This is a genomic window from Stygiolobus sp. CP850M, from assembly GCF_037389425.1.
Lineage (GTDB): Archaea > Thermoproteota > Thermoprotei_A > Sulfolobales > Sulfolobaceae > Stygiolobus.
In genome coordinates this window covers 133,403-149,180 of record NZ_JBBHKR010000042.1, presented here as the reverse complement: position 1 = coordinate 149,180, position 15,778 = coordinate 133,403, and the positions used below count along the sequence as shown (strand labels likewise).

Annotated in this window: 18 protein-coding genes, 1 tRNA gene and 1 other RNA gene; 7 read left to right on the top strand and 13 right to left on the bottom strand. The window is 38.2% G+C overall.

Translation table 11 applies throughout. The annotated features are described in order from the left end of the window. Nucleotides 1–6: 6 nt before the first annotated feature. Both WIW89_RS03290 and mobB read right to left on the bottom strand, forming a co-directional pair. A complete protein-coding gene (locus WIW89_RS03290) occupies nt 7–729 on the bottom strand; it encodes a CBS domain-containing protein (RefSeq protein WP_337719737.1) in 723 nt (240 codons plus the stop codon). After that, the gene (gene mobB / locus WIW89_RS03285) at nt 701–1,216 is read right to left on the bottom strand and encodes a molybdopterin-guanine dinucleotide biosynthesis protein B (protein ID WP_337719736.1); all 516 of its coding nucleotides are present in this window, start codon (nt 1,214–1,216) and stop codon (nt 701–703) included. The genes WIW89_RS03290 and mobB overlap by 29 nt, the downstream gene beginning before the upstream one ends. A 39-nt stretch (nt 1,217–1,255) precedes the next feature. On the opposite strand from mobB, the gene WIW89_RS03280 reads away from it, so the two are divergent. From WIW89_RS03280 to WIW89_RS03260, 5 genes are read left to right on the top strand one after another with little or no spacing between them, the layout of a single operon-like run. Continuing rightward, the gene (locus tag WIW89_RS03280; protein WP_337719735.1) at nt 1,256–2,416 is read left to right on the top strand and encodes a molybdopterin molybdotransferase MoeA; all 1,161 of its coding nucleotides are present in this window, start codon (nt 1,256–1,258) and stop codon (nt 2,414–2,416) included. After that, nucleotides 2,391–2,987, top strand: a complete 597-nt coding sequence (gene mobA / locus WIW89_RS03275; protein WP_337719734.1) for a molybdenum cofactor guanylyltransferase — start codon at nt 2,391–2,393, stop codon at nt 2,985–2,987. Before WIW89_RS03280 ends, mobA begins: the two co-directional genes overlap by 26 nt. Nucleotides 2,988–3,009: 22 nt before the next feature. Beyond that, nucleotides 3,010–3,477 (top strand): class I SAM-dependent methyltransferase, encoded by a 468-nt coding sequence (locus WIW89_RS03270; RefSeq protein ID WP_337702404.1) that lies wholly within the window; start codon nt 3,010–3,012, stop codon nt 3,475–3,477. Further along, complete coding sequence (locus tag WIW89_RS03265; RefSeq protein ID WP_337719733.1) at nt 3,474–4,145, top strand: diphthine--ammonia ligase; 672 nt, start codon at nt 3,474–3,476, stop codon at nt 4,143–4,145. Before WIW89_RS03270 ends, WIW89_RS03265 begins: the two co-directional genes overlap by 4 nt. Continuing rightward, nucleotides 4,115–5,377, top strand: coding sequence for an amidohydrolase (locus WIW89_RS03260; protein ID WP_337702408.1), 1,263 nt, complete (start codon nt 4,115–4,117; stop codon nt 5,375–5,377). Before WIW89_RS03265 ends, WIW89_RS03260 begins: the two co-directional genes overlap by 31 nt. Here WIW89_RS03260 and lrs14 read toward each other — a convergent pair. Next, nucleotides 5,350–5,793: an HTH-type transcriptional regulator Lrs14 gene (gene lrs14 / locus WIW89_RS03255; RefSeq protein WP_337702476.1), complete on the bottom strand. Its 444-nt coding sequence runs from the start codon at nt 5,791–5,793 to the stop codon at nt 5,350–5,352. The two genes, WIW89_RS03260 and lrs14, sit on opposite strands and share 28 nt — an antisense overlap. A gap of 253 nt (nt 5,794–6,046) precedes the next feature. On the opposite strand from lrs14, the gene WIW89_RS03250 reads away from it, so the two are divergent. Next, entirely contained in the window at nt 6,047–6,211 is a 165-nt protein-coding gene (locus tag WIW89_RS03250; protein WP_337719732.1) for an AbrB/MazE/SpoVT family DNA-binding domain-containing protein, read from the top strand. Nucleotides 6,212–6,278: 67 nt separating this feature from the next. Then, nucleotides 6,279–7,007, top strand: a complete 729-nt coding sequence (locus WIW89_RS03245; protein ID WP_337719731.1) for a TatD family hydrolase — start codon at nt 6,279–6,281, stop codon at nt 7,005–7,007. Here WIW89_RS03245 and WIW89_RS03240 read toward each other — a convergent pair. The 10 genes from WIW89_RS03240 to fni all read right to left on the bottom strand — a co-directional run bounded on the left by WIW89_RS03240 (nt 7,004) and on the right by fni (nt 15,778). Further along, nucleotides 7,004–7,204, bottom strand: coding sequence for a hypothetical protein (locus WIW89_RS03240; RefSeq protein WP_337702412.1), 201 nt, complete (start codon nt 7,202–7,204; stop codon nt 7,004–7,006). The two genes, WIW89_RS03245 and WIW89_RS03240, sit on opposite strands and share 4 nt — an antisense overlap. 5 nt (nt 7,205–7,209) lie before the next feature. Continuing rightward, nucleotides 7,210–8,292 (bottom strand): oxidase, encoded by a 1,083-nt coding sequence (locus WIW89_RS03235; protein WP_337719730.1) that lies wholly within the window; start codon nt 8,290–8,292, stop codon nt 7,210–7,212. Nucleotides 8,293–8,357: 65 nt separating this feature from the next. Beyond that, the gene (locus WIW89_RS03230) at nt 8,358–10,136 is read right to left on the bottom strand and encodes a cbb3-type cytochrome c oxidase subunit I (protein WP_337719729.1); all 1,779 of its coding nucleotides are present in this window, start codon (nt 10,134–10,136) and stop codon (nt 8,358–8,360) included. A 154-nt stretch (nt 10,137–10,290) separates the two neighbouring features. After that, an RNA gene (gene ffs, locus WIW89_RS03225) (signal recognition particle sRNA) lies at nt 10,291–10,598 on the bottom strand. A gap of 22 nt (nt 10,599–10,620) precedes the next feature. Beyond that, a complete protein-coding gene (locus WIW89_RS03220) occupies nt 10,621–11,247 on the bottom strand; it encodes an HAD family hydrolase (RefSeq protein WP_337702418.1) in 627 nt (208 codons plus the stop codon). Continuing rightward, complete coding sequence (locus tag WIW89_RS03215) at nt 11,244–12,329, bottom strand: zinc-binding dehydrogenase (RefSeq protein ID WP_337719728.1); 1,086 nt, start codon at nt 12,327–12,329, stop codon at nt 11,244–11,246. Before WIW89_RS03215 ends, WIW89_RS03220 begins: the two co-directional genes overlap by 4 nt. A gap of 75 nt (nt 12,330–12,404) precedes the next feature. Next, nucleotides 12,405–12,504, bottom strand: a tRNA-Ser gene (locus tag WIW89_RS03210). Nucleotides 12,505–12,687: 183 nt separating this feature from the next. Next, entirely contained in the window at nt 12,688–13,692 is a 1,005-nt protein-coding gene (locus WIW89_RS03205; protein WP_337719727.1) for an MraY family glycosyltransferase, read from the bottom strand. Further along, nucleotides 13,692–14,678, bottom strand: coding sequence for a geranylgeranyl diphosphate synthase (gene gds / locus WIW89_RS03200; RefSeq protein WP_337719726.1), 987 nt, complete (start codon nt 14,676–14,678; stop codon nt 13,692–13,694). The genes WIW89_RS03205 and gds overlap by 1 nt, the downstream gene beginning before the upstream one ends. After that, complete coding sequence (gene fni, locus WIW89_RS03195) at nt 14,675–15,778, bottom strand: type 2 isopentenyl-diphosphate Delta-isomerase (protein ID WP_443296287.1); 1,104 nt, start codon at nt 15,776–15,778, stop codon at nt 14,675–14,677. Before fni ends, gds begins: the two co-directional genes overlap by 4 nt.

Here is a 15,778-nt window from a genome sequence, read left to right as displayed (position 1 = left end):
TAACCTTTATTCCTTTATTAAATTTCTTGAGGCATATTCTATTAGATCTTTTAAAGTAACGATCTCTCTTTTATTCACAATTGCACTACCTATATTTAGCCTTAATAAATCCTTAACTACAACATTAATTGGTGTATTCCTCGCGACATTGTAAACTTCAGGGATCATAACTTTACTCACATCACTATTTAAGTCCAATTCTGGGTAACCGTACACAATATCCCTTGCAGATATTATCCCATATAAATCCCCCTCGTATACGGGGACGTGCCTAATTCCGTTATTTATCATAACGCTAGCTGCTGTCCTGATCCTAGCATAAGGGGATACTACGATAGCTTGTTTAGATATCGAGGATATACTATCGTGTACGTTATCCCACTTTACCTCTTTTATTACGTCCTTATATGTAACGATCTTTAGCCTACCCTCTCCTTCTATAAATACCGCGTCTACTTTGTTACTTAGCATGTCCCTAATTATCTCACCTAACGATGGATTAGACTTTATGACCGGTTTAAGCCTTGCCTCCTTAAGTCTCTCATCTGCTTCACTATATAAGATGTGGTATAACGCTTCCTCTACTGTGAACAGACCTATTATCTCCCTGTCCCGTAGCACAGCAATCCTTCTTATCTTGTTTGTCTTCATAAAAAATATGGCATCTGTAATATATGACTCCTCTGTTATCGCTATTACATCATGACCCTTTATCAATCCTAACTTCACTTAAGTTTAAGCTTTTCATCAAATTATATAACGTTAATACACGCGGATCCTTAAAGTCGAGTTCTTTTCCATTGTCGCCTATCAATTTATCCTGAGTATAACTTTCGGTAATGCATTCTTTAACATAATCAATTATTTTTCGTGAAATAAGATCGGATTCCTCCGGTTTGGTGATCTCAAAGAGTCTACCAAACTGTTTATCCTTATAACCCTCAATCAAGACGACATCCGCGGGGATTATTTCTAATACATCCTTAACACTAAACCTGCCCATTATCATGCCTTTTTGGTTAAGAAATACCACATAATCAGATCCTGCCTCCCAAAACCTGAAAGTGTCTTTGCCTTGAAGATCGATCTCGTGGTGAGAATGCTTAATTACTGCAATCGATAACCTAAGGCTCTTTAATTCCCTAACTGCTTTTTCTATCGTTAGAGTCTTGCCTGAGTCCTTCTTTCCTATTACCTGAATTATGCATTTATTCATAATTAACTTTTATTTTCAACCAATCATATTTTAAAATAAATGCTAATACCGTTAAGCGAAGCGAGAAAGCTTATAGATAATACTGACTTCAGAAAAGCTCCTATTGAGAGAAAAAGCATATACGATGCCGTAGGTAAGGTAGTAGGCGAAGACGTATATGCAATGAAGAATATACCGGATACAAACCTCTCTGCCATGGATGGTTTTGCATTTAGAGTTAGCGACTACAATAAATATGGAGAACTAAAAATCGTAGGCTCACTTCATCCCTCCTCTTCTGAAATTCCAGAACTGAAAGAAGGAGAAACGTATTATGTAACTACCGGTTCCCCCATACCGAAAGGTGCAGACGCAGTAGCAAGAATCGAAGCTAGTAAAGTAATGGGTGAAAGGGTTAAGTTTATAGAGGAAGTTTTCGAAGGAAAGGACATTAAATTTGTAGGAGAAGACATATCGGAAGGGAGCCTTATAATAAGTAAGGGAGAAATTTTAACTCCTTACCATCTAGGAATTCTAACAATACAAGGGATTAAAGAAATAAATGTAGCAAATGTGAAAAGTTGTGTCATAGCATCAGGAGACGAGATAGTACCTTATTATGAAACTGGAAAAATCCCCGATTCTATTTCACCCATTCTTCTGTACTTATTAGGAAAATTCGGAGAAAGTAAGTACTTTGGTGTCGTCAAGGACAATAAAGAAGAGATCATTAACGCTATGAAAAAACTCTCGGAGGAATGCAGCTATATAGTCCTCATTGGTGGGTCTTCAATGGGAGACAAAGACTACTCAAAGAAAGTAATAAGGGAGATGGGTACATTACTATTTGAAGGAGTTGCTGTAAACGTGATAAAAAGAGGAGGGGTAGGTGTGATAGGTGACATTCCAGTAATTAACCTCCCTGGACAAGTGGTTTCTGCAGTCACAGTATTCCACGAGCACGGTTTACATATATTGTCGAGAATGATAGGAAAAGAAGTGAGAAAATTCTCCTATTATTTCCTTGATCAGGATATAAGCGTAAAGCACAAAATGGATTCCGTCTTCTTATTCAGAACTGAGGGAGTATATGCAAAGCCATTGAGGTGGGGTACAGGTCTTTATAGTGAACTTGCTAAGGCAAACGCTTTCGGTATATTAGCTAGAGATAAAACGTATAAAAGAGGAGAAACCGTTGAGTTACAGCAATTCCTCATTTGACGTGATTATATTAGCCGGTGGTGAATCTAAGAGGTTTGGAGAAGATAAGTGCGATCACGAGTTTAACGGTATTACTTTTCTCCAGAGAGTTAGCAAAGAGTTTAGTAATCCCATAATTATTACTAATAAGTTAAGAGCAAATCTGAACGGAAGGCAGATCATAGATCATGTGCGGAAGGGTCCAGTTAGGGGACTTGAGATTGGAATTCAATACGTCAAATCCGCAAAAGTTTTCGTTACGGGATGCGATTTTCCGTTCGTAACACGTAATTTAGCTGAGTTCTTATGCGGTAAGACTGAGTTCGACATCTCGATTGTACTAGTTAACAAGCCCCAGCCCCTTTTGGCTTGTTATAGTACAAGTTTTCTTCTCCAGAATTTGAGTAAATGTAAGAAGATGATGGATTTACTCTCTTTAAGTAAGAAAACATACTTAGTTGGAATACGTGAGCTCGAAGTAAATAAGATAAACTTACTAGCAGTAAAAAACGTTAACACATGGTTAGACCTGAACTTCAGCATCAGGGATATCAGGGCAAGTGAAAGTAAATTAGTATTCTCGTCTTTTTAAGGTTCTCCAATAATTATTACTTGTGTTAGTTCCGTTTGTCCCAACACCGGACGAGGTCGCTAGGGAAATGTTGAGGTGTGTAAAGGCTGGTAAAGATGACGTTGTCCTAGATTTAGGTGCTGGAATAGGAAAGATTTTGAAAATAGCTAAGGAGGAATTTAATGTAAAATTAGCTGTAGGAGTAGAAATCGATAGAAAACTATGCAGAGAGGCTTATAAAAATAACGACAGAGAATTTGAAATAATTTGCGGAGATATGTTGACTCTAGCCCCGATCTTACTACCAAAAACAGACATACTAGTCTCTTACCTATCAACAAGGACAAACGAACTTTTAGAACCATTAATAATCCAGAATGGTAAAAAAGGACTAAGAGTTGCCTCTAACGATTTTCAATATCCAAACCTAAGACTAGTTGAAAAAAGAAGAGTTACGGCTGAAGGTATATTAGGGCCTACAGAACACACGATATATTGTTATGAGCTATGAGAGTTTGTACTCTCTTCTCCGGTGGAAAGGATAGTACTTTCGCACTTCATTGGGGTGTATTCAAAGGTTTTGAAGTAAATTGTCTTATAACTCTCCTTCCGAGAAAGGACTATTCATGGATGTTTCAAGTCCCTAATGTTGAGTTTACTAAATATCAAGCTGAAGTGTTAGGTCTGGACATAATTCAATATCATACATCTGGAGAAAAAGACAAGGAATTGAACGATCTAAAACAAGCTTTAAAATTAGCTAAAGAGGTAAAAGGGATAGAGGGAATAATAACGGGGGCATTGCTTTCGGATTACCAAAGGCTGAACATAAATATAATATCGGAAGAACTTGGACTGAAAACTTACTCGCCCCTATGGAGGAAAGATCAAAAGGAGTATATGAGGGAGTTAATAAGAGACGGTTTTAAATTTATTGTAACATCCGCCTCTGCTTACGGTTTCCCGTTTGAGCTAGTGGGTAAAGTTATAGAAAGCCAAGACGTCGAGAACATAATTAAAGCCGCTGAAAAATACGGTTTCAATCCGGCTTTCGAGGGAGGAGAGGCCGAGACATTCGTAGTGTATGCCCCACTTTTTAAAAGAGAATTAAAGGTAGAAGGCGAGAAAATTAAGATAAGTGAATACGAGTGGAGATTCGTAATAACACATATACGTTAAGGAACTGCAGGTATATTGTAAATCCTACCGGTGAGATAAGAAAGAACGAGAATATAGTAATTCAGAACGGTAGGATTAAAAGTATCGGTAGGGAATTAGAGGGAGATGAGATAGATTGCTCTGACTATATCGCAATCCCCGGTCTGGTAAATTCACATACTCATTCCCCGATGACAGTCCTAAGAGGTTATTATGATGATGCTGAACTCGAAGATTGGTTAAACAAGATATGGGAATTTGAGAAAACCAAATTTACAAAAGAGTTAATGAAAATTGGAAGTGAGCTTGCTATTCTCGAAATGCTAGGGAATGGGACGACATCTTTTGTAGATATGTACTTTAATCCAGATCAAGTAGCGGAACTAGCGGAGAAATACAAGATAAGAGCTTTTGCAGGATACACTTTTTTAGATAGTTTATTCGACCCATACGAGATCGATAAAAAACAAAGGAGGTTAAAAAAGAACGAGTATTTTGTACCCATAATTAACGTACATAGCATTTACGCTGTATCGGAAAATACTCTGAAAATTGCAAAACAGTTAGCTGAAGAGCTACAAACTTGGATACATATACACGTATCAGAAACTAGAAAAGAACTCTATACTATTAAGGAGAGAAATGGATTATTTCCCGTTGAGTATCTAGCTAAACTCGGATTAGTTAACCAGAAACTTCAGATGGTTCATCTAGGCTGGGTAGCGAGCTGGGAAATAGAGACTATTAAGAGAAATGGTTCCACCGTTACTTACTGTCCCACATCGAATATGAAACTCGCCACCGGAGGTAGCTTTCCGTTTAAAGAAATGCTAAAAAATGGTATTAACATTACCTTGGGAACTGACGGTGCAGCAAGTAATAATTCACTAGACATGTTTCAGGAAATGAAAATCGGTGTATTGCTTCAGAGACAGATGTATTGGAATGTGGAAACCAAAGCAATTGACCTATTCCGGTCTAGTACAATAAACGGCTATAGATTATTGGGAATTAAAGGAGGGTTAATAAAGGAAGGGTACGTTGGTGACTTGGTTCTGATTGACAGTCATTTTGTTTACCCTCTTTCACAAGACAAACTCTTCTCTCATTTAGTTTACTATGCAGACGGCAGATACGTAAGTAAGGTGATAATTAACGGTATCATCCATGATAAGGACAATATCCAGAGAATTCTAACTGAGAAGGTAAAATTACTCGAAAATAGCTACTTAGATTCTATAAATCCATCTTGATTTTGAGCACTCACTATACCTTCCGAGGTCTCTGAGATACTGAACTCCTGATCTACGAGCTTTGCCATACTTTCGGCACAATTCCTTATATCTTCAAGGATTTTCTCTTTGAGTTCCTTATATCCTCTTGTCTTATACAGATATCTTGGCCTCCCAGCCTTATTTCCAGGTTCTTTTATCCTCATAACAAGACCCATTTCAAGTAATTTGTTTAAACTTCTGTTGATCGAAGCCTTTGAGAGCTTTAGATCTTCCTCAAGATCCTCAGTCCCTTTAGCATCAGCCTTAGCCAAGGCAACTAGTACTTGTACGTCTGTTTCGGATAGTCCATAGCAGAAAGATAGTATATCTACTAGTCCCGCATCTTTTCCTGAAGGTAGCTTTACTCGAGCACCAGAAATATGTGTTTGAGACATTTGTATCACAATTTATGATTCTTATCATGCAAGTATTTATATTTTTTCACAATAAAATTTTTCTCATAATACAAGACAGATATACTTTCTATTCATAAATTATGTCAGAGATTATTAAAATAGAGTTATTATACAAAACTAATTCTACTCTTATTTGTGGTAATATTAATAATCTTATTTAAATCTGACTTTTCATCACTATAGTAAAGTTTTAAATTGAGTGCACTAATATGATAAATTGGAGGTAAATTAAATGAGTGTAGAGGAAATAGTTAAAGTTTCACGCAACTATCAGGTGACAATACCGGCTAAAATAAGACAAAGATTCCAGATAAAAGAAGGAGATCTAGTAAGAGTGATCTACGACGAAAACGAAAACGTAGTAAAGATACAAGTACTTAAGGAACCTTGGAAGTAATATCTTTATTCTTTATAATACATTCTTTTTCATAAATCATTTTTATTGCTCCTATGTATGTCTATTTATGTACATCGATGTCCATGCTCATATAGACTCAAAGGAATTTGATCAGGATAGAGATGCGATAGTAAATGAATGTGAGATAACAATTGTAAATGCAGGAGTAGATCTCGAAAGTAATCTTAAAAGTTTAGAACTAGAAAAGAAATATAAGAACGTTATAGCTGCTGTAGGTTTCCATCCAGAATTCATTAAAGATAAGGAAAATGAGATAGAGAAATGCCTGGAGCTGACAAACAATGCTAAAATCATAAGTGAAATAGGTCTTGATTATTATTGGATAAAGGATAGTGAATTAAGAAAGAACCAAATTAAGGTTCTTTCTCTCTTTCTAGAGAGAGTTGAAAAACATAGAAAAACTTCTATAATCCACGTCAGAGGAGGGATAAATGATTTGCTCGCCTTATTACCATCTTACAAGGTTCGTTTTGTTATTCATGCTTATGAAGGTAGCATTAGAGACGCGAAAAGAATACTTGATCTCGGTGGTCTTATTTCAGTACCTCCAGTACTAATAAGGGATAAATACAGGCAAGAGATAGTAAAAGAGATTGACTTAGATTATCTAATGACGGAAACGGATTCCCCATTTCTCGGTCCCGAAAAATACGTAAGGAATAAACCTTGTAACGTGTCTTTAACAATTAAAAAGATAAGCGAATTAAAGAAAATTGAAGAGAAAGAAGTTATTCAAAGAATAAGGAAAAATTTCAGAGAAAAAATATTACCTTAGTCTTTAGACTCTTTTTCATCTGCTGGAGCAAAGTAAACGAATAGATAGTAGGCAATAAACCCTATAAACGCCGATACAGTAAACGGCAATACATAGGGCACTGCAACAGCATGTAAAGTTATTTCAGTTATCTCCCATACTAGCCCTGCTATAGCTAAGACATATCCTAAAGTTAAGAGTTTAAAGAAACTGACCATTTATTTCACCCCTCAACAATAACAGTTCCCCATAAGGACATAACATAACCCATATCTTCTCCAGTAAGTAAATTAGACATTCCGTCTAGATCGTAATTATAGAATGCCGGATAAATTATTCCATATACGTAAGCTGGAGCCTTAGCAGTGAAGGTGAATGTCATTGGAGTATTGTACTGTATCTTCTGAGGAGTAGCAGCTGGAGTTATAGTACCGTTCCACCATACAGCATACACATCAACGTATAAGTCCGTAATGGGAGAAGCTACACCAGTAACTGAATAGTTATTTAGCCAGTTATGGTCTCCAGATGGAGTTGGAATTATTATGTTCATTGTTACAGTGGAATTTGCATTAACTACAAACGTTGGCCCAGGTATACTGTCGTTAAATGCAGCATATTTATCGGAGACAACTGTAAGTACAGGGTTTGGAGAGTTCTCAACTATTATTGGTGGATTATAAGGATCACCAACCAAAGCACTGGTATGAGCAGTATTTGATGCTGTGATATACCTCTGGATTGCAGCTGGAGAAGCGTAACCAGACTGTGGAATCACTAATATTTCACCTACCTGATAAGAGAACCAAGGACCGTTATATTCTCCGCTCATAAAAGCATACGCTCCACAAGCTATTGGATATCCGCTAACATTTGCAGCATACCACACAGCATACTGCGTTAGGCCAGGGACAATCTGGGTATCAACTACATATTTAGCGTTGTATACCGGTATATACATGTTTTCCGTTGCAGTCTTACCCGTAACCGCATACATTGTCATGTTAAGATATTGACCTGGATGAACTACCATTAGATTATAGTAGAACGGTAATGTTGAACCATTAGGTAATACTAATTCAGAGTTTATACCGCCCCCGTGCTCGCTGACAGTAAATACGTATTGCATTGCATTTACGGTTGTGGTAACAACAGAGGGATGAATTTTACTCGGAATATCATGAGTTACTACTGCTGCATCTCCACCTACTGTAAAAACTTGAGGTAACGTGGTAACTACAACTATTGCGAGAAGCACAATAGCAAATCCAGTCCAAATCCACTCGTATTGTTCTTTACTAACCATTTAATCACCCCAATTTTTACAACTTTTAAAATAAACTTCATATAATAAAAAAGTAACTATTCCCTTTAAACTGTGTTAGCTGCCTTTAATGAGCTGACACCAGCTAAAATGACACCAAGTGTTAATAAAGAAATCCAAGCCCATTCTAATGGGTTAGATGCTTCTGATGCATCACCGACAAGCAGAAGGGGTATAGCACTTATTATGATCAATATTCCTCCTAATAGTGCAAGACCCCACCACGTTGATAAAGCTTTTCTCATAAATCTCATATTTAATGTATTTTCAAGACTTTTTAAACTTATGCCGGTATTAGACCAATCTAGTTGCATTGCTACAGTGTTGATCAGCTGACCTAAGCCTAAGCCTTCAGCCCTCAACAATTTTCCTTTAACCAATGTCATTACGAGGTTCAGGAACCATACTAAAGTAGCTAACTCAGCTATAAGAGCACCAGCAGTAGCTAAGTTCACAGCATCAGTTAAGTATGGGACTCTGGGTATTATCTCAGCTCTTCTTACTACGCCATCTAGACCTTCAAGTTCTAAGCCTATGATAAACAATATTGAACCTATTAAATAACCCCAGAAATGAATCCATGCAGCTTTAATAGAATACCAAGACCTACCGGTCATCATTGGCAACATAAAATATAGGACTGCCATAGCCTCTGGTACTATACCCAACAAAATCATTGCATGGAAGTGACCTACTACCCAATCCGTATTGTGAATTATCGCGTCAACTGAAATTGTAGCATTAGAGATTCCAGTTACACCAGCAAATATCGAGCCAGCCCAGCCAGCTACTGTAAAGGCAGTTATCACGTTCCACTTCACATCAGCACCCTTTACAGTAGCAAAGAGGTTAAGGAATGTCATAAAGGTAGGTACAGTTACTGCATAAGTTAATATCTCCTGAAGTACTTTAAGAACAATCGGCAAGTTAACCATGTATAAGTGATGAATTGGGATGTTGTTAGAGAATATTAAGTATAGTACTGCGGCCACTCTGGCCATTCTATCGCTATATAAAGGCTTGTTAGCTAGTGTAGGTATTAATAGGTACATTGCAGCTACTGCTGGAAGCCATGCCATGTAAACTACAGCATGGCCAAATATCCAGAATGCAATTTGATTTGCAATTGCATTTAAGCCTACAAGACCAGCAAACGCTAGTATATCCCAAACATTAGCTACAGTTACCCCAGAGTAACCTATCATGAATAGTAATATAATCATCAGGAAGAATACTAGCGGAACTGGTAATTTCTCTTTACTTTGCTTTGATGCTAGGTAATAGTGATAAATGATCCATATTCCTCCAAGATACACGAATGCGTCGTTTAGTAACCATCCTATGAAAAAGAGCGGACTAATTACATAGAGAGAATAACCGGGTATACCTATAGGAGATAAGTAGTACCAAGAACCAGCGGAGAAGTAGTTGTCGAATCCTTGTTGGTTTACTAATAAAATAGGGCCTTCCATGAACATCATAGATATATTAAGCGCTATGAATGCCACGTTTAGCAGCCACTTTGCTCTAGGCTGTAGATTTAATAGTTTGATTGTAAAGTATATGATGATTGCGTAAATTACTTGTTGTGCAAATCCGAACAGATCCCTTTCAGCATGTAATGTTATGCTTGCGTAGTATTCTTGTGGAGATAATGGTAACAGACCGTAAGTAGTCCACATAGTCTCTTGCATTCTAACCGCTAAAGAGTCTATTACACCTAACAATCCCCATATTACACCCATTACTAACATTCCCATTACTATTCTTGTAGTCCAATCCTTGTCTAACTGGAAAAGTGCAACAACTAAATTCCTCAGACCCATATACGTCACTCCAACTATTTTTATAATGATTGTACTTTATAAATTAACTATGTAAAAACCCCCCTAAGTTTAAATTAACTAAGTTTAATTCAAAATAATTTGTTATTTTTCTAATAATAATAAAGATAAAATAGTTAAGGAAAATAAGCTGTAGCGGTCGGCTCTCCCATACCATAACCCTTATCACCCCAGACTTTCCCTAGCCCTTCTCATGCCGGTGACCGATGAACGCGGATAGCCGGACACGGTTGCTCCCTTCCGGACCTGGCCGATTCCCCCGGTCAATGCGGTATCTTCCCTCCCTCCAGAGGGAAGACCCGCAACTATCTCGCCCCATCGGGCGGCACTCATCGTTAGGCTAGGATCTGGAGGTAACAGGTATTATGGTATGGGAGTTACTGGTGCCCGCATTAAGCCATGCGGGTTACAGGGGTTGGCTAGACCCCCCACCCTCCCCGACCATCTATTAATTTATCTGTTAAGATTAAGAAATTAACTCAAACAGCTCACACAAAGAATCTATTATTATCGCGTTTTTAGACCTGACCTTCTCCTCGCTAAAAGGTACGCCAGACTTCACGAGAAATATACGAGAAAGCCGTGAATTATAATAAGCCTCTACATCTACCTCAGTATCCCCTACTCCGATACTTTCATGTGGCATGACACCAAGACTATTTAGTGCGGTTACTATCGGCTCTGGATCAGGTTTTCCTTTCACTACATCATCAGACGTGACTAAAACATCATAATTTACGCCTATTTTACTTAGGACTTTCGTAGCTGAGATTCTGTTAGATGAAGTAACAACAGCTATTTTAACAGATTTTTGAATCAAATAAGAAATAACTTGTTTAGCGCATTTCGTAGCTTCCGCTTTTGTCTCTACTAGTTGTAGATACTCCTTATTTTTTACTTCAACTAGTTCCTTCCATCTTTCACCTGCAAGCAATTTAGCTATATCTGACGTCTTTCTCCCTAGCAAATATTCGATTTTTACATTCGTAACAATTCCTAACGTTTTTAGCCCTATCTCCCATGCCTCTTTATGAATTAAGGCAGTATTAGCAAGAGTTCCATCAAGGTCGAAAATAGCAGCGGAAATCGTCATGGCACAATTAAACTCCTTATAGCTTCGCCCTCTTCTAATACCTTCACAGCTTCATTAATCTCTTCTAACTTGAACTTACCAGTTACCAGTTTGCTAGGATCATACTTCCCTAACCTTACTAGCTCCAGTAACCTAGGCATATCTACTCTAGGCCTACCACCGTAATTACCTATAATCGTAATTCCACCTCTAACTATAGAAGCAATCCTTAAGGGAATTTGTGCTGAAACTGGAGGTAGTCCAACTAAGACAACTCTTCCACCTATCCTCACTCCGTCTACAGCCATTTGAATAGTCTCCTGAGTCCCCGCAGCTTCAATAACTACATCAGGTCCTCCGTTCGTAATCTGTTTTAAGGTCTTTACTGGATCAGATTCTTTAGTATTAATAACATCAGTAGCTCCTAACTCCGTGGCTTTTTCAAGCTTCCATTTCTTCGTACCTAATGCAATTATTCTTCCAGCTCCGCTTGCCTTCAGAAATTGTATCACTGAAAGACCTACGCCACCAACTCCAACTACAGCTACTGTCTCCCCGGGCTCGATTTTCGCGTTATTTACGGCACCATAAGCAGTTATTCCAGCACACCCGAGAGGTGCCGCCTTTTCAAGAGGTATATCGTTAGGGACAACCGTTAACGCGTTCTCATGAACTATCGCATATTCGGCAAAACCCCCACCTAAGAATGTGCGAACTTCTCTACCGTCCTTCAACTTTAATCTCGTAGTGCCGTCAAACATGACTCCCTTAAGCCTGACTGAGGCTTGTGTTTCACAGAGGTTCTCCTTTCCTGATATACAATTTCTGCATTTTCCGCACGGGTGAATGAAAGCTGAAACTACTCTATCACCCTCCTTCACCCTCGTAACACCTCTTCCCACTTTCTTGACTACTCCGGTTATTTCATGACCTGCCACTACTGGAGGTGGGACTGGTGTAGCACCTACAAATACATTAACGTCAGAATGACACAGACCGGTAGCTGTAATTTGTACTAAGACCTCGTTATCTTTAGGTTCGTCTATCTGAATATCTTGAATTGTTAACGGCTCCTTGTAATTGAAGAGAACAGCCGCATGCATAAAATAAACTACCTTAAGTAAGTAAAAAGTTTTGATAATTGTCAAAAATCATGAGTTAAAAGAACCCAAAAATAGCGCCGGGGGCGGGACTTGAACCCGCGCGGGGAGTAACCCCAGCGGCTTTCAACCCACCAAATTAGCAGGCCGCCGCCCTACCATGCTAGGCGACCCCGGCAATTATTATGATCTTCCTTAGAGTATAAAAGAGTTTAGTTCCGAGTCTCAAGCAGAACAAACACTTAAATTAATTGTTCTGATGGAGCTCTAATAGACTAAGGTACTTACTTAACACCCTAAAAATTATCATTAACTTAAACTACCTATTGAGTTAAAGAACACTTAAGCAAACTGCAATACTTCATATCCTGATCACTGTCGTTTGAAACACTATTGCTAATATAGCAAATACCAGTTCAATAATCCATAATATTACAACCACTTGATATTCCTTAAATTTTCCCATTTTCATAACTACATGCGTAAGGGAATTAGGTGTACCGTCCCAGTATAAATAACCTTCATGGGAAATTTTTCCAAAGGATACTCCCTTAAATTTGGTTCTAGCTTTGAGTATGAATTCAAACACATATGGTATATATAAGAAGAATAATGCCGTATACATAAAACCCGCGATGCCTATTGAACCGATTACGGAGCCTATGAAATAAGTTCCGATATTTCCCGGGAATACTTTAGCCGGGTACATATTGAAGATGAGAAACCCTAGAAGTACAAATACCATAATTAATGCCAATACTCCTGAGTGAAAAGAAGGACCGTTTGATCTGAGACCGATATATGCTAATGCTGATGCCATTATAAGACCCATTCCTGCACCTAATCCATTAAGACCCTCTAACATGTTGAAAGCGTTTGAGGTTATTGTTAGTGTAGCCGGTAGAATTAACACGTAAAATAAAACCCCGAAGTCAACTATTCCTAAAAAGGGTATTGATATTTTTGTGTGCCCGATACTGTATATTGCTAATGGAATCGAGGCGAAAACTGGTAAGAAAGCCCTTACAGACTGCCTTAAATTAAATATATCATCTACCAATCCTAAAAATCCTATAACCAGCGAGGATATTAATACTGAAACTACTGTCCTATCTACTTCTGCAACAGAGCTCAAAAAGTCTATATCACTAACTAAGTATGTAAAAGAGCCTGCTACGAAACCCGCTACTATTCCAATTCCTCCCAAAACTGGTACCTCGTTCTTATTAGGTTTATTAATATCTTTTCCTACAAAACCCTTCTTTTTGGATTCCTCAATAACCCACTTAGTTGATATAATGGTAATTAGAAAAGCTACTACTATTGAAAGTATTATCGGAAAAAACGACCTTTCTGTGTATTCCATTACTTTCTCCTTTTTACGGTAAATTCAGCTATATATTTTAAAGCCTTTCCCGCTAATTCGTTTTTCCATTCTATTGAATCTAATTTGTCTAGTGCTTGTTTATAGTATTTATCGGCTAATTCATAAGCATAATTCAGAGAGTATTTCTTTATAATATCCGCAGTTTGCTTTAACTCCTCCTTAGAGGCGTTCCTATTCCCTAAGTTTTGTAGAATTATTCGCTTTTCTTCCTCACTAGCCATTTCTAACGCCTTTATTACAAGAATAGTTTTCTTGCCCTCCCTAATGTCACTGTATAATGGTTTACCCAATTCTTCTTCGTTTGCTGTAAGACCTAGTATATCATCAACAATTTGAAATGATATTCCCAGTAATAACCCGAAGTCTTCCAGTTTCTTTACAACGTTATCGGTTGCCTTTCCTATCAATGCACCTAGAGCTGTAGACGCTGAGAACAGTTTAGCGGTCTTTCTGTTAATCATATCTAGGTATTCTCCTTCACTTATGCTCTTTCTATCTTCGAATTGCATATCAAGGGCTTGTCCCTCAGAGATTACCAGAATAGCGTCGGTGAAAATGCGGAAAGCTTTGGTTATCAGATTTGTCTCCATTCCCGAGAGAGCGTCGTTAAGAATTTGAAAAGCCTTAGCGTGTAATAAGTCTCCAGCAAGGATTGCCATAGGTACTCCGTATTTTACATGAACGGTAGGCATCCCCCTTCTTAGCGTGTCCTGATCCATTATGTCATCGTGGATAAGCGTGAAAGTGTGCAATACTTCTACGGCAGAGCCAGCTAAAATCGCTCGTCTCCTTTCACCACCGACGAGATCAGAAGAAGCGACTAACATTAACGGTCTTAATCTCTTTCCTCCAGCTTGAAAGAGATAGTAGGACGCTTCGTATAACTCTTTGACATTGCCTTTAATGTAATTAGCTATCGTAGCGTTAATATCCTTCAGAATCTCATTGAAGTACGCATCAATCATGTTCTTCTCTTTCTAACACTCTCTAAAGTAGATAAGCTTATCCCTCTTGACTCAAGCCAATCTTTTAGCTCACCCGTTATAACTAGAGGAGCTTTAGCTAAATCGGAGACTGTCTTAGAGCCACTTAGAAACATTGCTGCCTTTATTTCAAAAATAGTCTTTTTCAGAAATTCTCTCAAGGAATCCTTTCCGCTCATAACAGCTTTCAGTACTGGTAATGCAAATCCTCCTATATCTGCACCTAAGGCTATTGCTTTAGCTACATCCAGGCCGTTTCTTATTCCCCCACTACCTATTATATAGGCATCTGGAGCGCTAATTCTGGTCTCTACAATTGATGCAGCTGTAGGATTCCCCCAATCGGAAAAAAGTCTAGCACTTTCAGTCTTCCAGTTGTTTTTTCTTTCACCTCTGAACATTTCGACTGAAATCCAACTTGTACCTCCTTGTCCTGACACATCGAAATACCTAAAACCGTTAGAGTAAAATAACGATACAACTTCCATTGAAAGCCCAGAACCAGTCTCTTTTATTATTATCGGAACTCCTAAATTATGTGAAATATCCTTTAATTTATGTAGAATTTCCATAGAATAGTCAGGCTCTCCCTCAGGTTGAAAAACCTCTTGTGCAGGGTTAAGATGTATCGCTATTGCGTCAGCCTCTATCATATTGACAGCTTCCTCTATTTCCTTTATACCATAACCTTTCATCAGTTGAGGAGCCCCAATATTAGCAATAATAGGGGCACTTGGTGCCAGTTTTCTTGCGATAGAGAAAGTCTCTCTAGTTTCCTTCTTCTCAATAGCTATTCTCTGACTTCCAACTCCCATTCCTAAGCCGAACTCCTCAACAACCTCGGCAATGAGCCCGTTTAGCCTCCCCAACTCTGGGGTTCCTCCAGTCATTCCAGTGACGATTATTGGTGCTGACATCCTCTTTTTCAAAAACATTACTGACGTATCCACATCAGAGAGCGAGAAACCAGGCAATGATTGATGAACTAGCCTCACGTTTTCCAGTAGTGTAGAAGTGTATCCTTCAACTTTCTCATAAAGGCAGATCTCAACGTGCTCTATTTTCCTGTTGCTGATTGTAAT